The sequence below is a fragment of the Acinetobacter sp. S40 genome (genome assembly GCF_016624705.1).
Classification (GTDB): Bacteria; Pseudomonadota; Gammaproteobacteria; order Pseudomonadales; family Moraxellaceae; genus Acinetobacter.
On record NZ_JACVTU010000002.1, the window covers coordinates 305,234 to 327,677 of the forward strand.

Here is a 22,444-nt window from a genome sequence, read left to right on the forward strand (position 1 = left end):
TCCTTAAACTAAAGTTGAATGGGGATTGAGCTTGGCAAGCCATTGGCTACGATGTTGCTGCAATTGGCGACCAAGCAATGCAAAACCAGTCAATTTGCCTGATGCATCGTAGAAACCTGCGGCCCATTCACTATTTTGGTATTCGACACGCCATTCTCCCTCTCCACTTGCAGGGAGAAGTGAAAGCGGTAATATAGGTGTTTTGACAATGACAAGACTGTCTTGTAATTGCGTAATTTTAATTTTGCCAAGTAAATTTTCAGTCAAAGTCGGAATTGCTTGATTAATTGGCGCAATATAAGGTGTCCATTGTCCATCGACTTCAGCACAATCACCTAATGCAAAAATAGATGGATCACTGGTCCGATGGTCTAGCCCTGTCAAGATTCCGCGTGCGGTTTGCAAACCTGCAGACTGAGCCAAGGTAATATTTGGCCGTAAACCCACCGCACTAACAATCAAGTCTGTTTCAAATTGCTGTCCATCTTTCAAACTGACTTGGTAGCGATGATTCACTGCCAAAATTGAATGAATACTGTTTTGTAACTTCCATTCCACACCTAGCTGACTGAGTGCTTGTTGTAAGGCATTACCTAACTGTTGTGGAATAAGACGCTGCATTGCCCACTGTCCCAATCCAACCACAGTCACCTGACGACCATGTGCAGCCAGATCATTGGCAAACTCACAACCAATCAGTCCATCACCCAAAACGGTAATATGCTGTTTTTCTGACAATTTATCACGAAAATAACGGTAATCATTTAGATCATTCACGCTAACGACAGCTGAAAGATCCCCTTGAATAGGAATCACGACTGGAGTTGCACCTGTTGCCAAAACCAACCGACCATAGGGATAGTGACCAATTGAAGTCTGGAGAATTTTGTTGGTACGATCAATTTGATTAACTTTAGTATGCGCATACACTCGGATATTTAGATGCTTTTCCCAGTCTAAGGCTGTCTCACGAACCAAACTGTCCCCATCTTTACCCAACGCCAATGCATTTGATAAAGCAGGTTTGCTATAAATTGCTCCATCATCAGCGGTAAATACAGTAATAGGGACATCCTGAGATTGCTTACGTAATGCCAAAGCCAACTGATAACCCGCGTGTCCACTACCAATAATGACGATAGGTTCAACCGAATTTATTATTTGTGGTTCTTCCATCTCAACATCAGTAATGTCCAGCATTTCAAAATCAGCTTTGCCGACCTGACAATCGGGACATAACCAATCTTCTGGAACATCTTCCCATTTGGTGCCTGGGGCAATTCCATCATCAGGCCACCCTTTGGCTTCATCATAAATCCAGCCACAGACAATACATAACCACTTTCTCATCGTGTCTATTCCCTTATATCTAAACTTTATACGTTATGTTTTAAACGGATCCCGATATTGCGGGTCTGAACATAACTGTAGATGGCTTCCTGTCCTTTCTCACGACCAAAACCAGATAACCCAACACCACCAAATGGTGTTTCAATACCACCTGCAAACCATTCATTAATAAAAACCTGACCTGCAATCAAGCGATTAGCAACACGTAAATTTTGATTAAGATTTTCCCCAAAGACTCCAGCCACCAAACCAAAGTCAGTACCATTAGCAATATCAACTGCTTCATCTTCATGATCAAAGGGCATAATCACCATGACAGGTCCAAACACTTCCTGCTGAGCAATCGACATTTTTGCGCTTGCTTCAATAATCGTAGGCAGAACAAAAAAACCTGCTGCATCAGGAGCTGCTCCACCCGTTAGGATGTTTGCTCCTTCTTTTCGAGCTTGCTCAATCATTGCCAAGATTTGTTGTTGCTGATCTTTGGATACTACGGGCGTTAGTTCTGCATTGTCTTCACCCAGCCCAACACTTAGACTTTCTGCTAATGTCACTACAGCTTTTTTGATTTGATCATAACGACTACGATGTATCAGTAAACGGGACATCGCAGAACAAACTTGTCCTGAGTTATAGAAAATACCGAGTTTGACACTATGTAATAATTGTTCTAAATCAACATCAGCAAAGGCAATCGCGGCAGATTTCCCCCCTAATTCCATTACTGAGGGTGTCGCACGTTCGGCTGCATCTTTCAAAATGCGCTGGCCCGTTGGCACTGAACCTGTAAATACGATTTGATTGGTATCTTGGTGTTTAACCAAATGAGTACCCACTTCTGAGCCTTTTCCACAAAGCAAATTCATTGCACCTTGAGGAAAACCCGCTTTTTCCAATGCCTTAAATAACACCACCATGCCAAGGGGTGACACCTCTGGCGATTTTACGACGACAGCATTCCCTGCTGCCAAAGCAGGCGCAAGCGAACGAGCACAAATCGAAACTGGAAAATTCCAAGGTACAATCTGAACTGAAATCCCCATTGGAATATACGAAGTAAAATCGACATAATCCTTACCGAGAGGCACAGATACGCCTTCGATTTTATCTGCCATACCCGCGTAATATTCAAAATAACGCGCCGCCTCATCAAACTCTTCACGTGCTGTTTGCAAATTTTTGCCATTTTCGCGACAAAGAATTAAAGCGCCTTCATCTGCTATTTCACGTATAGCTGAAGCGGCTTTAAGCATCCATGCAGTACGTTGCGCAGGACGAATATCGGTTAAAGCTCCGCTATTGACACAACGACGAGCAGCAGTCATCGCGGCATCTGCATCTTCTATGTTCGCTTGTGCAATGGTTGCAAAAACTTTAGCTGTTGCTGGATTAACAACATCCAATTGGCGAGAAGCATCTCGCCATTGACCATCTACATAATTAAGATAGTGTTGCATGTTATGCCTCCAACGCTGTTTTAGCTTGTGCGGCTAACCATTTTTGAAAAAAATGTGTCGGTAAATCCATTTCAGGAGAGAACACGCCACCACCAAATCCTGGTGAATGACGACCTTTTTGCATGCTTTCAACTGCAAAAACGTCTTCAGCAAAAACGACTTTCCATGATTCCAATGTGGCTTTACGACATTCATCATATTCAGCATTTAGAGATTCATCGCCTACATAATACAAACGTAGCTTTTCAATGGTTTGTTCAGGCGCAATCGGGTCGATCATCATGGCAAAAGCATGATCTGCCTGAATACCTAACAGTACATTTGGGAACACTGCCACGTACTCGGCATGACGCAATTGATCTTCTGGCCAGCTTGGAAATTTAGGTAAATGTGTTCCTGCTGTTGCTGATAGGTTGTATTTATAGCTGCCCTGACCTGCAAACCGATCTTCAAACATAATATTGTAGTGATCTTCAAGTTTTGAATACGTATTTAAAGCAGGGTGCACCCACGGCAAATGATAGGCTTCACAATAATTTTCAACCGTCAATTTCCAGTTACTTTTTACAGGAAGCTCAAAATGTGAGCCGACTTTACTACTACGAATCAGCGCTAAACCATTTTCCCCAAGAAAAGGTTTCCAACGTTCCACTAGGGGCGCAATATGCTGGTCAAAGGTTAAAGCATCACCAGAAATATTGACAAACACCATATCCATCCAGATCGCTGAGCGGAGTGCTTTCAAGCCATGTTTCTCACATTTAAAACGTTCATCTTTGTGCTGACCAATTCCACCCACATGCGGTGTGCCTTTTAAATTGCCATTGAGGTCATAACTCCAAGAGTGATATGGGCAACGAATCACACCTTCAATTGCACCCTCATCATGAACAAGTTGCATACCACGATGACTACAGACGTTATGAAAAACTTGTACCAGTCCATCACGATTTCGCATCATGACCAGTGGCATTCCCATAAAATTTAAAGGTTTTACATAATTATTTTTAGGTAAATCCGAAGCAAAACCGACACATACCCAAGTTTTACTTAAGATATTGTCACGCTCAAAATTAAAATATGTATCACTGGTATAAGCCAAATTTGGCATACCATTGGATTCATTAATGGGGTTTAAAACATTGTCGATTTGTTGAACCGAAATCAATTGCGGGTTAACTTGACTATTCATTTGATAATCTCCATTTATTTTCAATAACGCAGAACTCCCTGCGTCGGTATTAACTATGAGTTAGCACCCTGTGCTGCTTAATGGAGATTGTGGTAAACGTCTTTAAAACTGACAAACGACTTTTAAGCTAGGTATCTATGAGTTTTTATCATGGATGCTAGATAGTATTTCTTGAAGTTAGATTCACGCTTATTTTCAAAGTTTGTGCATGATAAAAACTCATTAATGAATGATAATAAATCAGTTGAGCTTTAGTTGCGCTCATCACTACTCTTTACCATCTGCATATTACAGCAGCGAACAGGCAGTTCGTTTCTGAGCGCATCCAAGGAGGAGTTATGCGTACAACAACAAAATCCCCATCGGGATTAAATCCTACTGTTGCCATTGTTTCCAAAGTATTATTATTTCTCTTCATTGCTTTTTGTATTTTCTTTGAAAAACAGGCAGGTGAATATTTTGGAATGATTTCCAATGCCTTACTGACCAATGCAAAATGGTATTTACTTTTTTTAGCGACTTTTTTATTAGCTTTTCTTATTTATCTATGTATGAGTCGTTTTGGGCACATTCGTCTCGGTAAAGATAACGAAAAACCCGAATACAGTAACATTGCATGGATTTGCATGTTGTTTTCATGCGGTATGGGCATCGGTTTAATGTTTTGGTCGGTTGCTGAACCTATCAGCCATTATGCAAATAACCCCTTTACCAAAGATTTTTCTGATGAATCTGCACGCATGGCAATGCAACTGACATTCTTCCATTGGGGATTGCACCCTTGGGCATTATTTTCTTTATCTGCGGTTGCGTTAGGATATTTTGGTTATCGTAAAGATTTACCTCTGGCTTGCCGTTCGGTTCTATATCCTTTTATTGGTGATAAAATTTACGGTCCGATTGGAAATTTTGTAGATATTGTCACTATTGTTTTGACCGCATTTGGTGTTTCTCAAGCCATTAGTATGGGTATTTTAGAACTTAATGTGGGCTTGAATCATAGTTTTGGTATTAATATTGACGTTAAAATCCAATTACTTTTAGTGCTGATTTTAGGTGTATTTGCGACATTATCTCTCCTTTCAACAATTAGTAAAGGTTTTAAAATTATTGCTGAAGGCAATATGATTTTATCTTACTTTCTTGTTATTGCAGTTATTTTAATTGGTTCCACGCGTTATATTTTTAATAGTTTTTTTGAAGGTTTAGGGGACTACCTACAAAATATTATTGGAATGAGTTTATGGAGTGATGCGCAAAAAGATACAGCTTGGCAAAGTTGGTGGACCGCTTATTATTGGCCTTGGTGGATGACTTGGGCGCCATTTGTTGGACTCTTTATCGCTCGTATTTCTCGAGGTCGCACCATTCGCGAAGTTATTCTAGGTTCATTAGCAGCACCTACCTTACTCACTTTTATCTGGATTGCAGCTTTTGGCGGTGCAGCACTTAAAATCGAAAAAAATAACCATCAAGCACAAAGCCAAGAAATGGTCATTAGTACAACCCAAACTCCGATTGTAAAACCGACTACAGCAGTAAATCATGAGATCACGATTGCTCAAGCAACTAAGCAAGATCCTGCCCGTGCCGTTTTCGTATTCTTTGATCACTTGTCCACCAATCACACAGTAACCCTATTTTTAAGCGCATTGTTATGCCTGCTTTTATCCATCCATATTATTACCATTGCAAACTCAGGCGCACTAGTGTTGTGTTTTCTGGATACCAATGGCTCAACTAATCCCTCTGTCGGAGTTCGTTTAACATGGGCAATTATTATTCCTTTAATTAGTGGCGGTTTATTATTGGCTGGCGGGCTTTCTGCCATTAAAACAGCCTGTGTGATTGCTGGCTTTCCTATCTCAATTTTGCTTGGCATTATGTGTTTTTCACTCATCAAGAGTCTACGTCAAGACCCTCAAGCATGGGTCATGATGCCTGAACATTTACGTCCATCTGAGTTCAAGACAGTCAAAGAATCTATAGAAACCCCTGAAAATTGAACCACAAAAACGTTCAATAAAAACAGGGATCTTGAGGATCCCTGTTTTTATTTTATGAGACTGATATAGATTTAACTTAAACCTTTTTGCCCGACTTGTCCTGGCAGTTGACCTAATAACCAATGGCGAAACTGTTTTACACTTGAAGGAATCATTCCCCTATCAGAGGGCTCTAACATACAAAAGTTTGCATTGCTTCTTAACACCGTCTCTACGGGACGAACCAAAGCTCCATTCCGCAAATATTCATCGACTAAAGAACTCCATGCCAAAGCCACACCCTGACCATTAATTGCAGCTTGAATTAATAAAGGATAATTATTGATATTCACTCGGCTTTTCGGTTTAAACATCGGATATCCGACCAAGGCAAACCATTCTGCCCAATTAATCCAATCTTTTTGGGATTCATCTAAAGATAGTAAACTTTTTCCAAAAATATTATCCAAAGTTTTTTCTTGAAATTGTGCAAGATAACTAGGACTACATACAGGAAAAACTTCCTCAGGAAATAAAGGAGTGACCTTCATATTCGTAGGAGGAACTTTGCAATAAAATAAGGCTAGATCATAGTCCATCTTGTGTAGATCAAGAATATTTTCTGTAGTTAATATCCTCAAATCGATACCTTCGTTCTGCTGAAAATTTGCCACTTTAGGTAATAGCCAAAGGGCCGCCATTGCATTCGTAGTTACCACCGTAACTTGATGTTCTCCCTGCCATTTTTTAATTTCAGCTGTCGCTTGAGCTACATTTAACAATGCACTATAGATCGTGTGATAATACTGTAAACCCGCGGGAGTTAAAGAAATATTGCGATTTGCCCGCACAAATAGCTCTTTACCTAAATATTCTTCTAGCTGTCGAATTTGGCGGCTAATTGCACCTTGAGTTACATTGAGTTCATTTGCCGCCTGAGTAAAACTCAGATGGCGTGCAGCTGCCTCGAATACAATTAAGCTATTCATGGGTGGCAATGGTTTAATTTTCATGGACACTCCTCATTTGTCCTGTACTTCCCTATTAATAATTTTGATTTAGAATCAAAATTCTCATTATAAAATATGATGAAGTATTTAGTTCTATCCTCTATCTGAGTTGTATTGGATTATCCAAGTGATTTGGTGGGAATTTTATTCTGAATAAAATGTCATAAACGCAAAACAATAAAAAGTGAGAAAAACTATAAATCTCATGAGTTTTTCTCATGCATTCTTCATTTAAGCTAAAAGGTAAATGCCAAAAAACTCTGAGATGAAGAATGTTACTCCAGAATCATTTTTTAGTATTTTGAAAATGGAAAAAGAATGAATTAAAAAAAGAAATTATAAAAATTTTAAATGTATATAGGCTTGATTACATAGAAATTTTACAATCAAATTAGGCTTCGTGTATAGTATGGTAAGCTACGCCCAAAAGCCTTTTAAACAACTTCAAAATGAAACTATGTCGATATCTAGAAGACTAGAAATTGTTCAATTCCCAGCCTTCTATGCACTACGAAAAGAATAAACTGAATGTTCCAGAAAAATTCTCTCTCTTCATTTAGCTTATTTATAATCCTAATTTTTTCAATACGCAGTCTGCAATCATCAAATCGAGATGTGCACCGCCTCCATTCTTAAACACTGTAATACCGTGACCCTGCACAGTATTAAACTGACCTTTCGCGACCAAATCATAAAGGTCGCCTAATACATGATCAGCAGGAATCATTCCAACGTTCATTGGAATGCTAAGTTCCCCGACATTCTTAGTCGTTTCTAGATTGTCGACATAAAGTTGAGCTCGTGCCATCAATTCATCATCAGCTTCACGCATATCTGCTGTGAATGCACCAATCAAATCAACATGCGTACCAGCACGAATCCATTTGCCCAAAACAACAGGCTGTTTTGCCATAGTGGCACTTGAAACTATGTCAGCTGTTGCCAATGTATCAGGTAGGTTAGTTGCCACCTGAGCAGGTAAACTGAGCAGCTTTAATTCGTCAACCAACTTTTTGGCTTGTTCTATTTGACGAGCCCAAATGGATATTTTTTTCAGTTCAGTAAACAGTGCACTGTAAGCTTGTGCCAGATTTTTTGCTACCCGACCCGCGCCAATAATAACTAGATGGTTACTTTCTGGACGTGCCAGTAAACTGGCTCCTAATACTGAATCTGCGGCAGTTTTAAAATCCGTAATAATATGGCTATCGATCACCCCACGTAATACCCCATTTTCTGGAGAATAAGCCAAAACTGCACCATGTGTATTGGGTAATCCTTTACTGGCGTTTTCATTAAATACTGATTCAACTTTGACGCCATACCCCAGACCTTCAATTCGTGCTGTACGGTTGAGTAACATGGCTTCTGCTGGCCCAATCAGTACATCATGTAAATGGGCTCGAGGCAAAAGATGCCCCTGACGTATTGCATTTACGGCTTCATGCCAGTTGATCGCATTTTTGGCTTGTTCATAATTTAAAAAGTTCATAATGGTTATTTTACCTTCATATCCATGTTTTCAATTTCTACTCTTTAAATAAATTTCTACTCTTTAAATAATATAAATAGAAAAAATCCATAAAGTCACCCCAATATTAATTTTTTATCATGAATGTTTTAACTAATTTCATCGAAAAAAATCGAATATTATATATATTGTCCTAAGTAATATATCGCCTTATTTAGGTCGACTTTATCTTTGTATCTATTTTCGGCCTCTCTGTGTGTTATTTTTTATAATGTGGAGTTGATTATCTGTTTATGTCTAAAAATATTGCGACTTTGATTGGCCTGAGTGCCATCATCATGTGGGCTTCCATGGTGGGTCTGATCAAGCAAGTGAGCACAGGGATTAGCCCTGCTTTAGGCATTACTTTAATTTTTAGCTGTAGTGCTGTGCTTGTTTTTACAATTTTTAAATGGCCAGATTTTAAAAAAATTTCTAAAAAATATTTGATTTTTTCCACTTTACTTTTTGCAGTATGTGAACTCTGTTTTTCCTTTGCGATTGCCTTAACTAAAACCAGCCAACAAGCTATTGAAGTGAGTATTATTAATTATTTATGGCCAAGCCTGACGATTTTTGCTTTTGTAGTTTTTAAAGAATTAAAATTTAACTTGTTTATTATTTTAGGTTTAATTTTATCTATCAGCGGAATTATTTTTATTCAAACGGGTAACAACGATTTTAGTTTTAAAAGCATCATAACAAACCTACAGTCAAACCCTGTCAGCTATATTTTAGCGTTTCTCTCGGCCATTACCTGGACCACATATTGTGTGGTAACCAAAAAAATGAGTAATGGACATAATCCAATTTCCGTGTTTTTTATTGTTCTTGCGCTAACTCTCTGGTTAAAACTATTTTTAACTCATGAGCCACTGATCTTTCCACATGATCCAATGACGTTTCTCTATATCTTGTGCGCGGGCTGCGCTGTAGGCTTAGGTTATGCCGCGTGGAATATCGGCATCATTCATGGCAATATCCCTGTGCTTGTGATTGCTTCATATTTTACTCCGGTTATTTCTTCTGTGATCGCCATGTTTGTCCTCCAAACTCATCTTTCTACGATATTCTGGCAAGGGACGGCTATGGTCACGCTGGGTTCCTTTATTTGCTGGCTATCAACCAATTGGGAAAGTCTTCAACTACTTTTAAAGAAATTAAGGGACTAACCTATTTATTTCATGCAAACAAACCGCTTTGCAAGGATTAAAAACAAAACTCATTTGCTAGTAAAACTCCCGTATTGGAGCAACCATCTAGAACTATTGAACTCATATTTTTACAGAAAGCTTGCATCAACTCCTGCTAAAATAGGAGCTTATACTGGATCGTTAATTCAATAAAACAAGTAAATCATTTTGACTTAACACGGCGCTTATGGATCTTGACGGTGAAAAATATGAAGCATTTATCTAATGCTTATGATGAGGTTTCTCCTACGCAAGAAAGCCTCGCAAAAATTAAACCAGACCTGCGTGTCGGTTTTATCCTTATGGATAAATTTACTCTAGCGCCCGTTTCTGGTTTTGTCGAATCGCTTAGGTTCGCTGCGGATCAATCTTTTAGAAGCCTGCAAATTTATTGTAAATGGGACTGGATGACGTATAACAATCAGCCCGTTAATGCCAGTTGTGGTTTATCCGTCAATCCCACGAAAGAAATGGATTTAAAAGAACTCAAGCAAAATTATGATTATATTATTATTGCAGGAGGACTATTAAGCGAAACTCGTGAACCACCCAAATACCTACTGGAAACCTTGCAGGCTCTCCATAGTGCGAAAATCCCGATTATTGCCCTGTGTTCTGGATGCTTTGTTTTGGGCAATGCAGGCTTGCTCGATGGTCGTAAGTGTGCCATTCACTTTACCACCCGAGATGAATTTGTAGAGCGTTTTCCTAAAGCCATCACGTTGGTCGAACAGCATTATATTGAAGATCAGGGAGTCTTTACCTGCCCGGGTGGTACTGCGATTGATTTGGCAGCTGACTTAATTCGGCTACATTGTGGTGAAATTCGTGCACAAAAAAGTCTGGATTACTTACTGATTAACGGTAAAAAGACCACGACAACAGAAAAACAAATAACGGCGCTAGAGAATCCTGCGACTTATGAAAATAATATGGTCTCTAAAGCCATCGCATTTATGAGCGAAAACTTTAGTGCGCATATCACGCTAAAAGAAGTCGCTGAACATGTAAACACGAGTCCTCGACAATTACATCGTGCTTTTATTGCCAACACCAACGAACCCCCAGCCAATTATTGGCGTCGCTTAAGATTGGAACATGCACGTAAATTACTGGCAAATACAAGTGCATACATTACGAATATTGCTGCTGAATGTGGTTTTTCCGATGGTTCACATTTTATTCTCTGGTTCAAAAAACAATATGGTGAAACACCATTTGCTTATAGAAAACGGCGCCACGAGGTAGAAAAACTGAAATAATAAATGTTATAAAATTAAAGTATTTTCAATCGTTAAAAGACAACTCAGTGCAGCTATTTTCTATATTCAGTCCTAATCATGCTACCCGATTTCTCAGCTTTCTTTTATTCTGTACGGCTTTATTAAGCTTTTCCACCCATTTCTTGCCATTTCCCTCTGCCTCTAATTGAATTTTTATGTCTAAAAATCTAGCAACACTTATCGGCCTAAGCGCGATTGTCATGTGGGCATCCATGGTGGGCTTAGTGAAATATATAAGCGCTATCCTTGGCCCCAACATGAGCATTACATTAATCTATACGTTTAGTGCGCTGATTGTTTTAGCAATTTTTAGATTCCCAAGTTTAAAACTGATTTCAAAAAAATATTTAATTGTTGCAACTACACTTTTTATTGTATATGAGCTTTGTTTTTCCTTTGCCATTGCCTATTCTAAAACCTCACAGCAAGCTATTGAGGTGAGTATTGTAAATTATTTATGGCCAAGCCTTACTATTTTGGCTTTTGTAATTTTCAAAGAATTAAAATTCAATCTACTGATTTTACTCGGATTATTCATCTCCATTAGTGGCATTATATATATTCAGACCGGTAATGATTCATTTAGTGCCCAAAGTGTAGTCACCAATTTAAAAGATAATCCTCTAAGTTATGTTTTAGCGCTTTCAGGTGCCATTATCTGGGCATTTTATTGTGTAGTAACCAGAAAAATGAGTAATGGACAGAATCCCATCTCAATTTTTTTTATTGGGGTCACGCTCACATTGTGGTTAAAGTTAGGGCTGACTCATCAATTAGTGATGCCAACGTTTGATCTTAGTTTATCACTATACCTTTTATTGGCTGCTTCAGCAGTTGGTCTGGGGTATGCCGCTTGGAACATTGGAATTATTCACGGCAATATCACGATTCTAGTGGTCGCTTCTTATTTTACCCCAATTATCTCTTCTGTCTTGGCAATGTTTTTACTGAATACAGAGCTACCTGTTACATTTTGGCAAGGTACAATACTAGTCACATTAGGTTCCTTTATTTGTTGGCTTTCAAGCAACTGGATTGCAATTAAACCTTTCTTTAGAAAGCTTCTTCAATTTTGAATGAGAGAATATTAATTTAGTGCGTAGGACACAACGCTTGCCCTGTGTCCCACCTATCTTTGAAATTTTCTAATAGCTTAATTCAAGGCTGCCGCTTCCGAGAGATCTTTCGATTTAGTCTCTGGTGCCCACGCAATTGATACGATAAGCCCAATCAGTGTAACTGCCGCTGCCACATACATGGTGTTTCCAATACCAATTGTTTCCAGTGACATCGGAACGAGAAAAGTCCCTATCGCAGCACCAATACGTGTTGCCGATACGGCCCAACCCATTGCATAAGGTCGTAGTTCCGTTGGGAAAATCTCATTCGGATAAACCAGTTCTAACACTTGAGCTCCCCCAATGAATAAGGCATAGGCACCAAAAAATACCAATACCACCATTTCCGAAGAAGAAGAAAAAGTGCCAAGTCCAAGTAATGCCAGCCCTGACCACAAAAAGCTATGAATCAGCATTTTACGGCGGCCTAACACATCAATAAGTTTAGTCCCAATGATACAACCAATTACGAACAATAAAGTAATGGCCACCGAACCATAAGCCGCCCAATCACCTTGTAGTTTTAATGCAGCCAACACTTTGGGTGCAAAAGCATAGACAGCAAACACAGGAATAATTGCACATGTCCAAAAGATAATGACAAACATCAGACGCTTCCCATATCCCATACGCAACATATCTGCTAACGAGAGCTTTGCAGTTGTGGGTTCTTTGGGTAAATTGGCCAGAGAAAAATCATTACCATAGACTTTTTTAATAATTGCTTCAGCGTTATCTCTCTTATTTTTCGTGATGAGCCAGCGTGCTGATTCAACTGTGCCCAATCGGGATAATAATAAAAACCCACCGATAATAACTGAGCTTGATAATGCCCACCTCCAGCCTTGATCTCCCATTACACGGATAATAATGTCGCCAAAAATATAAGCCATGGCTGCACCAGCAAACCATAAAATGGTAAAACCAGCCAAGCGCGAACCACGATATTTTTTAGGTACAAATTCAACGAACAAACTGGTTGCAGCCGAATAATCAATAGCAATGGCTATCCCAATGAAAAAACGCAAACCAAAAATTGCCAATGGAGAATCTATCCAGAATTGTAAAACTGAACAGATGAGAAAAATAATAGGTGCTACAAAAATAATTTTTTGGCGACCAAATTTATCGGTTAGCCAGCCACTAAATAGTCCCCCTGCAAAAATTCCCAATAAAGCAGAAGTCGCAATCATGCCTTGCCAAAAATTACTCAAATGCAAATTAGCTGTCATTTGAACCAAAGCGACGCCAATAATACTTAAAATATAACCATCCATTAATGATGCACCACCGACTGCAATTGTGAGTCGTTTGTGAAATGCATTCAATGGCGCATCTTCTACAGATATCACGGATTGATTCATCTATTTCCCTCTTCATTTTTATGCCTGAGTCGATAGAACCGTCAAATATGAACCTTATTTCGATCAATATTTCGTTAGACTCCATTTTTCAGGCAAAAGTTCCCTTCAAGAGTTTTTTTAAGACTCTCGTTTTTGTTTAAAACTTACAGATTTAAATTTAGATTTTTAGCGTTTCTGTCGGGTAGCTAACCAACACAAAATAGAACCTATACACACCATTCCGGCGCCTTGCCAAAATGAGATTGACAGTGGAGTACGCAATACTAGTGCGGCAAGCGCAGCCGAGAATACGGGGATGAAATAAGATGCACCTGCAAGAACTGTTACATTGCCATGTAAAATTCCTACGTTCCATGCCGCATAACCAAAGCCCATGGCCGCTGCTGCTAACGCCAGATAAATAATGGCGTGTAAATCAAAATGCATGGCTGCCCCACCAAATAAGAAATATTTGATCCATAAAGCCAACGCAGTAAGTATAAAGAATAAAGTGACCCCATTTTTTCCCTGTGCAATTCTGGCAGTAACTGTACAGTAAGCCGCCCAGATCAATGCCCCGAAAAAAGCCAGACCATAACTTAAAGGATTATCTTTGATATTATTTAACATACTTGACATATCCAGCCCCTGATCGCCACCCAGCACCCAACAAATTCCCAAAATGGCAATCATAAAACCGGGAATGATCAGTAAATTTGATTTTTGCTGATTAAATAAAATTGCACAGACCATGGTGAGAGCTGGCCACAAATAGTTGACCATCCCCACTTCAATGGCTTGTCGGCTGGTATTTGAATAACCAATCGACAAGGAAAGACATAGCTCATAACTTACGAATAAAATGCTTCCACAAATTAAGTAACGTTTAGGAAATTCCCTAAGTTTAGGCCAACCAACTGTAAATAAAAGAAAAATAGAAGCAACGCTATATATCATTGCAGCACCACCTGTTGCTCCAAGACTTTCGCTTACGCTACGAATCAGTCCAACAATGGAACTCCATAATAAAACGGCAACTAGTCCAATGAGCGTTGCATGTCTTTTGCTTGTCATATCTTTCATCACTTATCAAATTCACATCAGAACTAGAGCAGCCAAACTGCTGTTATATCTTTACGTACTGATCATTTCTGGCATGGAAACACCATTATGTTTTGGATTATTAGGATCAACTTGTGAATAAGCTGTAATCTTTTAAAGAGAGTCCTTAAAAGTTATAAACCAGCATTAAATTCAGCAGCTTGTTCCATTTGCCATCATCCCCTTCGGCAAGTGAACTCCTTGTTCCTCCTACAAAGGGGTCATTCTTACTCATCACGTATTCGGTATATAACGATACTTTTTTATAGTCCCATGCCACGCCAATGATGTTGCGTTGCGAGTTTTCAAAGCCTGGTTCTTTCTTGTCAAATCCACTCAATACCAAATACGGTGTCACATTGAGTAAATCACCTACATTTTTAAAGCTATAACTGGTATCCACAGTGTAGAAATAGCCCTTGTTCGCCATGTCATATTCGCTATCAAACGATCCAAAGGTGGAAGCTTGGGGACTGAGTTTGTCTTGATTACTGATCGATTGCCTGCCACCCGTAAAAACAATATTTAAATTTTTATAGCGAATTCGATTAAATATCGCCCATGTATTTCTATTTCCATCCTCAGCCGTTTTCTTGTTTTCAATATCGGAATACCAGTAACCTCCTCCCACCGATATGTTTAAATCATCTCCACTTAAAAATTTAAGATCCTGATCCACCCTCGCCATCCACATGTTTTTTTCATTTAGATCAGTTTTTAATGGATCAGCGGACTTCACAACATTGGCGGTATAACGCGCTGAATCTTGACTTGCCCCGTGGTAGTTTCCTCCATCCGTTGCAAAGTAGGCTAAATCCACTTTGGTCGCAGTGGCCAATTCAACATGGTAATTCGCCCCTAAATTGGAAACATCCTGTAAGCCCATGGTGTTATTGAGACCCGCATAAAAGCTAGTATCCCAGAAACGGCCTGGTCCAAATGGAATGGGTTGTACCCCCACAGTGATGTTATCGGTTGAATTCAGGTGATATCCTGCATACCCATAAACCAGAGTTGAAAAGTCACAAAATTTATCGTACTGATAGCAACGATATTCCGCTTTCCCAAACCAGTCTGGGGATTCATAGCCTAATTTTAAAATAGCCGCATCAAATTTTATTTTCTGGTCGGATGAGCTTTCACCATATTCTTTATCTTGATAATTGGCACGTAAGGCACCTGAAATCGTTACAGCACCCAATTCACTGTTAGGGTCTCCAAATGTCACTTCAGCAAAAGCTGGAAATGATGCTCCCATAACCAGTAGACTTATTCCCACTTTGTTAGAAACTTTATTCATTTACATTTCCTTATTTAAATGAATTTTTAAAAAAATTTATCCCTTCAAAAACTTTTTTGTTTTCGAATTACGTCATTTATATGAGATTGAGCTTTGGCTCATTTCGAACCAAAAGCTTAAGAACTACAGAAAATTTTTCAGGATTTTTAATGAATCTCGGGTTCAGATACATCAATCCAAATGGTTTTTAATTCTGTGTATTGGTCATGTGCCCAAATTGATTTATCGCGACCACCAAAGCCTGATTCTTTATAACCACCAAAAGGTGTCGTAATATCCCCTTCGCCGAAACAGTTTACTGTCACTACGCCGGCCCGAATCGCACGTGAAAGTTTGAGGGCATGACGTAAGTTGCTGGTATAAACCGAAGCAGCGAGGCCATAAACAGAATCATTTGCCAGCGCAATCGCTTCATCCACTGTATTAAATGTTGTGACTGACAGAATGGGGCCAAAGACTTCTTCTTTAAATAAAGTATCGGTTGCCTTAATGCCATCCACTACCGTTGGCTGAACAAAAATATCTTTTTCAGTATTGCCTCCGAAAACGATGTTTTTCTTTTCAGTTTTTACCTGATCAATGTAAGATTTCACTTTTTCATAATGTGATTTGCTCACCATCGAACCCAATTTATTTTCTGGATCAAGTGGATTGCCCATTTTCCAGTCATTCAGATGTACACCGATCAAACCAAGCAATTCATCTTTTACATCCGAATGTACAATCAAACGTGAAGATGCAGAACAGTTCTCACCCATATTCCAAAAAGCACCATTTACAATATGTTGTGCAACTTGATCCAAGTCTTCTACATCATTCATAACAACAGCAGGGTTTTTCCCACCACATTCAAGAACAATACGTTTTAGATTCGATTCGGCAGCATATTTTAAGAATAAACGACCTGTTTCAGTTGATCCTGTAAAGCTCACCATGTTGACATCCATATGCCTTCCCAATGGTTCCCCTACTTCACGTCCACCGCCAGGTAAAATATTAAATACACCTGCTGGAATACCTGCCTCAATAGCTAATTCAGCGACGCGAAGTGCTGTCAGTGTGGTTTCTTTGGCAGGTTTAATCACCACTGAACACCCAGCAGCTAAAGAAGGTGCAATTTTCCATGCCAACATTAAAAGTGGAAAATTCCAAGGTAAAACCAGTCCTACCACACCAATTGCTTCACGTACCACAAGCGATAGAGTATCTGAGCCTACAGGTGCAGTACTGTCATAAATTTTATCAATAAGCTCGGCATGCCAACGGATAGTATGGATCATTTCAGGTACATCTGTTAACTGACATTCACTGACAGGTTTACCACTGTCCAAACTTTCCATAACTGCCAGTTCAACCGTGTTTTGTTCTAAAAGATCGGCGAACTTGAGTAAAACCTGCTTACGCTCATTCGGCGATAAGCGGTGCCAACGACCATCATCAAAAGCGGCCTTGGCCTTTGAAACAGCATGATCTACATCTTGATGATTACATGCGGTAATTTCAGCAAGTAATTCACCCGTTGCAGGATTAGTGGTGTTAAAGGTTTTTCCTGATATTGATGCCTGAAACTGACCATCAATAAATGCTTGCGTAGGGAATACAAGATTTTGAGCAATTTTCGCATATTCCGAAGCGGTTAAAAGTCCAGACATTATGCACCTCCTGTAATGGCTGCAACATCACGTTTAAGTGCATCTACAATGATTTTGAATGCTTGTTTTTTTTCTACATCCATCTCTTGTAATGGCGCACGCACACCGCCTGTTTTTAGACCATTAAGCTCACAGCCATATTTAATACATTGAATAAAATGACCCGTTTCGAGGAAATCCATCAATGGCAGCATAGCAGTCATGATACGGCGACCTTTATCAAAGTCTTTTTCAAGTACACACGCTTCATAAAGAGCAATGTGCTCGCGAGGCACAAAATTTGAACCCGCACAAACCCAACTACGTGCACCCCATGCAAAGAATTCAAGTGCCTGATCATCCCAACCACATGAAATATCGAAGTCAGGATAGTGACGTGCCAGCATATGTAACTGGTTCATATCACCAGAACTTTCTTTAATCCCTACAAAATTCTTTGACTCCGCAAATACCGCATCAAAAAACGCTTTACCCATGCTTACACCCATACGTGCTGGATAGTTATAGAACATGATGGGTAAATTGGCTGCTTTATCAATTGTTAAAGCATGAGTGGCGACTTCTTTTTCCGTAGGTAATGCATAAGGGGGAATAGTCACTAAAATACTGTCTGCTTTAATTTCCTTAGCAACTTTTGCATATTCAACTGAATCTTCAGTACGAATGGCTCCAGTACCCACCATAAATGAAGTGCGTGAACCTATAACATCTTTTGCGTATTTAGCGAGGTCATACCGTTCTTGAGCAGTATGCGCATAATATTCGCCTGTAGTCGCCGCTACGATAATCCCGTGTACTTTTGCATCGATCAAATATTCTAAGACTTCAGCAAATGCAGCTTTATCAATTGAACCATCAGCCGTTAAAGGAGTAATGGCGGGTGTATAGATACCTTCAAAAAATGTCATGATAATTTCTCCATATCAAGAGTAGTATTTGTTTCGTCATTTGATTGATTAATGACAAACTCAAGGTTGTTAATGATTTAAAGCAGTTGCTTCTTCAAGGCTTAAGCCACGAGTTTCAGGAGCCAGAGCAATTGAAACCATCAGACCAACAAGGGTCACGCCAGCCGCAACAAACATAGTGTTGCCAATACCAATGCTGTCTAAAGACATCGGTACAAGCCATGTTCCAATAGCAGCGCCAATACGAGAGAATGACGTCCCCATTCCCACCCCGACAGCACGAATTTCTGTGGGGAAAAGTTCATTTGGATAGACCAGTTGTAATACTTGGGCGCCGCCAATAAATAAGGCATACAGTCCAAACAAAACCAAAATAAGGAGCTGTGAACTGTCAGAAAAAAGACCCAATCCAAGCAAAGCGAGACCTGACCATAAAAAGCTTTGGATGACCATTTTTCGGCGCCCCATGGTGTTGATTAAACGTGTTGCAACCACACATCCCACGACAAACAGTAAGGTAATAATGACTGAACCATATGCAGCCCACTCGCCTTTTAAATGAAGTGCATCTAAAACACGTGGTGCAAATGCATAGACTGCAAATACAGGAATAACCGAACACGCCCAAAACATGGAGCAAAAAAACACACGCTTGCCATAACCAGAAGCAAGCACTTCAGTAAAAGACATTGATTTTTCAGGGGCTTGAGCAGGTATATTTGCGAGTGAAAATGATGGACCATAAACTTTTTTGATAATGGCTTCAGCTTCAGCTGTACGACCTTTACTAATTAACCAACGTGGTGACTCAGGCGTGCCAATTCGAATTAAAATTAATAAAATACCTATGATGGCTGGACTTGCTAACACTAAACGCCAAGCTTCGTTATGACCACTAGTTAGAATAATATTTCCAACGATATAGGCTAAAGCAGCGCCCACGAACCACATAATCGTAAGCATTGCTAAACGAGGACCGCGTGCCTGTTTCGGTAAGAATTCAGCCAATAATGACCCACCTGCTGTATATTCAAATCCAACACCGACACCGATAATAAAACGACATAGGAACAGCATCATTCCAGACTCAACCCAAAGCTGAGTAAGTGAACAAACGGTAAATAAAACGGGGGCCACAAAATACAATTTTTTTCGACCTAGAAAACCTCCCATCCAACCTCCAAGGAAGCCGCCAAAGAAAATACCTATAAGGGCTGAAGCAGCAATCATGCCTTGCCAGAAATTAGTTAAATGCAATTCAGCAGAGAGCTGCATAAGCGCTACTCCAATAATGCTGAGGACATAACCATCAAGTAACCAGCCACCACCCGTGCGGATACTCAACAACTGATGGAAGCCATTTAACGGCACGTCATCAATTGATACATGATTCGTTGTCATTTTTATCTCCAATACTCGTCCACCAAGTGGATGTGTTTCCTACACAATTACGAAATTTAAGGTTGAACAGCCCTTGCGAAACTAAAAATTCAATTTCGCTGCTTAAAGCTTAAACACGCTGTTTTACCGAATTAACTTAATCAAAAATCAAGAATTTCATTAAATTCAATTTACTCTTCCAGACCGGCTTTTCTTTGCCCCCACCACAAGGTCGCATTTACACCGATCGATAAAAAAGGCTCAGGTGGGACTTTATTTGGACCTGACGTTTCTAAAAGAAAATCAATCAGATCATTGCGTTGGCCTGAGATCCAGTCTGCCAACAAAGTTCCTGTTACTGTTCCGCGAGTAATTCCTAGACCGTTACAGCACAACGCAGCATAGACATTCGGCGCAAGTTGTCCGAAAAAGCCTTTATGATTTTGCGACAATGCCAGCGAGCCACTCCATGTATAGTCAAATTTAACGTCTGGCAACATGGGAAAACGATTGTCAAACGAACGTTGATGCTTAGAAATAAAACGCTGCAAACAGTGAAGTTTTGGTTTTCCATTTGGGTTAAAACTAAAACTGTTACGAATTAAAATACGATGATCATGAGTACGACGAACAGTACTGCCAAACGGGTCGGATGGAATCACTCCCCAAAAATCCTTACCGCCCAATTCGGCTTGCTCACGGACTGTTAAAGGACGGGTCATACTGGCATACAAAAACATAGGCAACATAGTGCGCTTGATTTGTGGAAGACCGAAACGCTGACCAAACGCATTATTTGCCAGAATCAAATTATCCGCCATAATTTGGCCGTGGTCGTGCTTTAAAACAACGTTGCTTCCATATTCAACCTCAGTAATGGCCGTATTTTCATAAAGCGTTACATTTGGAGGCAAACTATCTGCCAGTCCTTTCACTAATGCTGATGGCTGAAGCAACATTGTGCCTGGGGTAAACAAAGCTTTTTTATAAAATGTTGTTCCAATATGACTTGGCAATTGAGAACCATTAATCACTTGGTAGTCTTGGCCTAATTTGTCTAAACCACGCTGATAGGCTTCGAGAACTTTAATTCCACGATCTTCGACCGCACCTTGATATTTACCACTTGGACGCATATGACAATCAATCGAATGTTTATTTACTAAATCATGCAAAATAGACTGACCTAATAAATTTAATTTGAGCGTTGTTCTGGCAATATCTATATCACCAATATAGTCTTCTGCACCAATATCATGAGGTAAATCAATAGCAAAACCGGCATTTCGCCCTGCTGTCCCAAATCCAACCTCCTGAGCTTCGATCAAAATCACTTCATCATTTGGGAAATGCAATGCCAATTGACGGGCTGCAGCTAGACCTGTATACCCTGCGCCAATAATTGCCCAACGCGCTGTACTCTTACCTTTATGAGCAGATTTAACCTTTCTTTTTGGGCTAAGGTGATACCACCCACATTGCTGGTCGTCAGCAGGTAAAGCTGTAACTTTAGTCATTTCAAAACTCCATTTATAGTTTCCACCCACTTACTTATCCTGTAAGCGAAAATATTATGTGTACAAGGTCTGGCTTTTATTAATAAGCAAGTGGAACATCAATACCTACTGGAACCACATATTCGGTCATTCGACGGCGAGATAAATCCATATGAACGCGGATCAACTCTCCAGCTTCACCTGCGTTATGACGCTCAATAGCATCAATAATCTGGTCATGCTGAAGAACTGCTGTATCGAGATCTTCCTGCATATCGGTTGAACTTGGCTGACGATAGAAAATTTTTCCTAATCGTGCATGATCAATCAGTAAGCGTTCCAAACTTGGCAACAGATAAGCATTTTGTGCAATTTTCCCTATTTCCAAATGAAACTGGTTGTTATAATAGACACGGCCTTCCAAATCATTGTCATCAATCGCTTGACGAAATCGTCTCTGAATCTCTTTTAATTGATGAATCTCAACTGGATTAGCATTAATGGCAGCCAACTGCGTCGTCGCAATATAAATTAGGGGTGCAGCTAGAAAGAAATTACGTAAAGATTGGTGGCTCATTGAAGAAACTCGAGCTGCGCGATTTGCTTCAAGCTCCAGATAACCTTCAGCTGCCATTTGGCGTATAAGTTCACGAACTGGTGATCTGGAAATTCCAAACTCTTCACTTAAAGATATTTCATCGACAATAGCGCCGGGTGCCAATTCCATACTAATAATGCGGCGTTTTAATGTTTCGGCTAATCGTATTTTCTTATCCATAATCACCACTCCATCCCTATAAGCCTAAGCTCATTTTTCACCTAATAGAAATGTCTACAATGTGTATAACTTTCTATTTCTCAAATAATACAGTGTGTCGACAATGAAAAAAGATAATAAAAAGGACAGAAGATAGAATAAATTTGCCAATTTTATACTTTGAAATTTAGAACATGCCAAAATTCAAAAAATCCACATAAACATATGTTTTATTTATAAATAATTTAAAAATAAAAGCCTTGTACGCTCTGTTATTTCTAAAACATCAAACGCAGTGCAACACTACGTCTTAAGTTTGCGCTAAACTTTATAAAATTAAAATAAGGCGTATAGGGAAACAAAGAGCAATAAAATCCTGTTTAGATTTTACTCAAATAAAAGCTATGAT

At 39.5% G+C, this 22,444-nt stretch carries 17 protein-coding genes and 1 pseudogene; 4 read left to right on the forward strand and 14 right to left on the reverse strand.

The features are described 5' to 3' along the window. Positions 1 to 3: 3 nt before the first annotated feature. From IAE19_RS04070 to IAE19_RS04080, 4 genes and pseudogenes are all read right to left on the reverse strand, one after another. A complete protein-coding gene (locus IAE19_RS04070; protein WP_320159411.1) occupies positions 4 to 1,200 on the reverse strand; it encodes an NAD(P)/FAD-dependent oxidoreductase in 1,197 nt (398 codons plus the stop codon). Next, a pseudogene (locus IAE19_RS16565) lies at positions 1,189 to 1,350 on the reverse strand (rubredoxin); the annotation flags it as partial. The gene IAE19_RS04070 and the pseudogene IAE19_RS16565, both read right to left, overlap by 12 nt. Before the next feature lie 26 nt (positions 1,351 to 1,376). Further along, positions 1,377 to 2,807 (reverse strand): aldehyde dehydrogenase family protein, encoded by a 1,431-nt coding sequence (locus tag IAE19_RS04075; RefSeq protein ID WP_200459654.1) that lies wholly within the window; start codon positions 2,805 to 2,807, stop codon positions 1,377 to 1,379. A 1-nt stretch (position 2,808) separates the two neighbouring features. Then, positions 2,809 to 3,999 carry an aromatic ring-hydroxylating oxygenase subunit alpha gene (locus IAE19_RS04080; RefSeq protein WP_200459655.1) on the reverse strand — a complete coding sequence of 397 codons (1,191 nt, stop codon included), beginning with the start codon at positions 3,997 to 3,999 and terminating at the stop codon, positions 2,809 to 2,811. A gap of 338 nt (positions 4,000 to 4,337) precedes the next feature. Between IAE19_RS04080 and IAE19_RS04085 the strand changes: the two genes are divergently transcribed. Continuing rightward, positions 4,338 to 6,005 carry a BCCT family transporter gene (locus IAE19_RS04085; RefSeq protein WP_200459656.1) on the forward strand — a complete coding sequence of 556 codons (1,668 nt, stop codon included), beginning with the start codon at positions 4,338 to 4,340 and terminating at the stop codon, positions 6,003 to 6,005. A 71-nt stretch (positions 6,006 to 6,076) separates the two neighbouring features. Here the strand turns inward: IAE19_RS04085 and IAE19_RS04090 are convergent, their stop codons facing one another. Then, positions 6,077 to 6,997 (reverse strand): LysR substrate-binding domain-containing protein, encoded by a 921-nt coding sequence (locus tag IAE19_RS04090; protein WP_200459657.1) that lies wholly within the window; start codon positions 6,995 to 6,997, stop codon positions 6,077 to 6,079. A gap of 562 nt (positions 6,998 to 7,559) precedes the next feature. Beyond that, positions 7,560 to 8,486, reverse strand: coding sequence for an ornithine cyclodeaminase family protein (locus IAE19_RS04095; protein WP_200459658.1), 927 nt, complete (start codon positions 8,484 to 8,486; stop codon positions 7,560 to 7,562). A 272-nt stretch (positions 8,487 to 8,758) separates the two neighbouring features. On the opposite strand from IAE19_RS04095, the gene yddG (IAE19_RS04100) reads away from it, so the two are divergent. The 3 genes from yddG (IAE19_RS04100) to yddG (IAE19_RS04110) all read left to right on the forward strand — a co-directional run bounded on the left by yddG (IAE19_RS04100) (position 8,759) and on the right by yddG (IAE19_RS04110) (position 12,056). After that, entirely contained in the window at positions 8,759 to 9,676 is a 918-nt protein-coding gene (gene yddG, locus IAE19_RS04100) for an aromatic amino acid DMT transporter YddG (RefSeq protein ID WP_200459659.1), read from the forward strand. Between the two features lie 230 nt (positions 9,677 to 9,906). Then, positions 9,907 to 10,959: a GlxA family transcriptional regulator gene (locus tag IAE19_RS04105; protein ID WP_200459660.1), complete on the forward strand. Its 1,053-nt coding sequence runs from the start codon at positions 9,907 to 9,909 to the stop codon at positions 10,957 to 10,959. A gap of 176 nt (positions 10,960 to 11,135) precedes the next feature. Next, positions 11,136 to 12,056 carry an aromatic amino acid DMT transporter YddG gene (gene yddG / locus IAE19_RS04110; protein WP_200459661.1) on the forward strand — a complete coding sequence of 307 codons (921 nt, stop codon included), beginning with the start codon at positions 11,136 to 11,138 and terminating at the stop codon, positions 12,054 to 12,056. 77 nt (positions 12,057 to 12,133) lie between these two features. Here yddG (IAE19_RS04110) and IAE19_RS04115 read toward each other — a convergent pair whose 3' ends face one another. The 8 genes from IAE19_RS04115 to IAE19_RS04150 all read right to left on the reverse strand — a co-directional run bounded on the left by IAE19_RS04115 (position 12,134) and on the right by IAE19_RS04150 (position 22,056). Beyond that, positions 12,134 to 13,462, reverse strand: coding sequence for an MFS transporter (locus IAE19_RS04115; RefSeq protein ID WP_200459662.1), 1,329 nt, complete (start codon positions 13,460 to 13,462; stop codon positions 12,134 to 12,136). Positions 13,463 to 13,627: 165 nt separating this feature from the next. After that, positions 13,628 to 14,515, reverse strand: a complete 888-nt coding sequence (gene yddG / locus IAE19_RS04120) for an aromatic amino acid DMT transporter YddG (RefSeq protein WP_200459663.1) — start codon at positions 14,513 to 14,515, stop codon at positions 13,628 to 13,630. A 154-nt stretch (positions 14,516 to 14,669) separates the two neighbouring features. Continuing rightward, on the reverse strand, positions 14,670 to 15,842 hold the full coding sequence (locus IAE19_RS04125; protein ID WP_200459664.1) for a hypothetical protein: 1,173 nt from the start codon (positions 15,840 to 15,842) through the stop codon (positions 14,670 to 14,672). Positions 15,843 to 15,988: 146 nt separating this feature from the next. Beyond that, complete coding sequence (locus IAE19_RS04130) at positions 15,989 to 17,494, reverse strand: aldehyde dehydrogenase (protein WP_200459665.1); 1,506 nt, start codon at positions 17,492 to 17,494, stop codon at positions 15,989 to 15,991. Further along, complete coding sequence (locus tag IAE19_RS04135; protein WP_200459666.1) at positions 17,494 to 18,402, reverse strand: dihydrodipicolinate synthase family protein; 909 nt, start codon at positions 18,400 to 18,402, stop codon at positions 17,494 to 17,496. Before IAE19_RS04135 ends, IAE19_RS04130 begins: the two co-directional genes overlap by 1 nt. 69 nt (positions 18,403 to 18,471) lie before the next feature. Beyond that, entirely contained in the window at positions 18,472 to 19,803 is a 1,332-nt protein-coding gene (locus IAE19_RS04140) for an MFS transporter (protein ID WP_200459667.1), read from the reverse strand. 170 nt (positions 19,804 to 19,973) lie between these two features. Continuing rightward, the gene (locus IAE19_RS04145) at positions 19,974 to 21,299 is read right to left on the reverse strand and encodes an NAD(P)/FAD-dependent oxidoreductase (protein WP_200459668.1); all 1,326 of its coding nucleotides are present in this window, start codon (positions 21,297 to 21,299) and stop codon (positions 19,974 to 19,976) included. A 79-nt stretch (positions 21,300 to 21,378) separates the two neighbouring features. Then, positions 21,379 to 22,056 carry a GntR family transcriptional regulator gene (locus tag IAE19_RS04150; protein ID WP_200459669.1) on the reverse strand — a complete coding sequence of 226 codons (678 nt, stop codon included), beginning with the start codon at positions 22,054 to 22,056 and terminating at the stop codon, positions 21,379 to 21,381. Positions 22,057 to 22,444: the final 388 nt, after the last annotated feature.

Bases quoted from the DNA above. Each gene is read 5' to 3' on its own strand.
- yddG (WP_200459661.1), top strand. From the start codon at position 11,136: ATGTCTAAAAATCTAGCAACACTTATCGGCCTAAGCGCGATTGTCATG.
- IAE19_RS04105 (WP_200459660.1), top strand. From the start codon at position 9,907: ATGAAGCATTTATCTAATGCTTATGATGAGGTTTCTCCTACGCAAGAA.
- IAE19_RS04090 (WP_200459657.1), bottom strand. From the start codon at position 6,997: ATGAAAATTAAACCATTGCCACCCATGAATAGCTTAATTGTATTCGAG.
- IAE19_RS04115 (WP_200459662.1), bottom strand. From the start codon at position 13,462: ATGAATCAATCCGTGATATCTGTAGAAGATGCGCCATTGAATGCATTT.
- IAE19_RS04145 (WP_200459668.1), bottom strand. From the start codon at position 21,299: ATGACTAAAGTTACAGCTTTACCTGCTGACGACCAGCAATGTGGGTGG.
- yddG (WP_200459659.1), top strand. From the start codon at position 8,759: ATGTCTAAAAATATTGCGACTTTGATTGGCCTGAGTGCCATCATCATG.
- IAE19_RS04135 (WP_200459666.1), bottom strand. From the start codon at position 18,402: ATGACATTTTTTGAAGGTATCTATACACCCGCCATTACTCCTTTAACG.
- IAE19_RS04085 (WP_200459656.1), top strand. From the start codon at position 4,338: ATGCGTACAACAACAAAATCCCCATCGGGATTAAATCCTACTGTTGCC.
- IAE19_RS04150 (WP_200459669.1), bottom strand. From the start codon at position 22,056: ATGGATAAGAAAATACGATTAGCCGAAACATTAAAACGCCGCATTATT.
- IAE19_RS04080 (WP_200459655.1), bottom strand. From the start codon at position 3,999: ATGAATAGTCAAGTTAACCCGCAATTGATTTCGGTTCAACAAATCGAC.
- IAE19_RS04075 (WP_200459654.1), bottom strand. From the start codon at position 2,807: ATGCAACACTATCTTAATTATGTAGATGGTCAATGGCGAGATGCTTCT.
- IAE19_RS04095 (WP_200459658.1), bottom strand. From the start codon at position 8,486: ATGAACTTTTTAAATTATGAACAAGCCAAAAATGCGATCAACTGGCAT.
- yddG (WP_200459663.1), bottom strand. From the start codon at position 14,515: ATGACAAGCAAAAGACATGCAACGCTCATTGGACTAGTTGCCGTTTTA.
- IAE19_RS04125 (WP_200459664.1), bottom strand. From the start codon at position 15,842: ATGAATAAAGTTTCTAACAAAGTGGGAATAAGTCTACTGGTTATGGGA.
- IAE19_RS04070 (WP_320159411.1), bottom strand. From the start codon at position 1,200: ATGCTGGACATTACTGATGTTGAGATGGAAGAACCACAAATAATAAAT.
- IAE19_RS04130 (WP_200459665.1), bottom strand. From the start codon at position 17,494: ATGTCTGGACTTTTAACCGCTTCGGAATATGCGAAAATTGCTCAAAAT.
- IAE19_RS04140 (WP_200459667.1), bottom strand. From the start codon at position 19,803: ATGACAACGAATCATGTATCAATTGATGACGTGCCGTTAAATGGCTTC.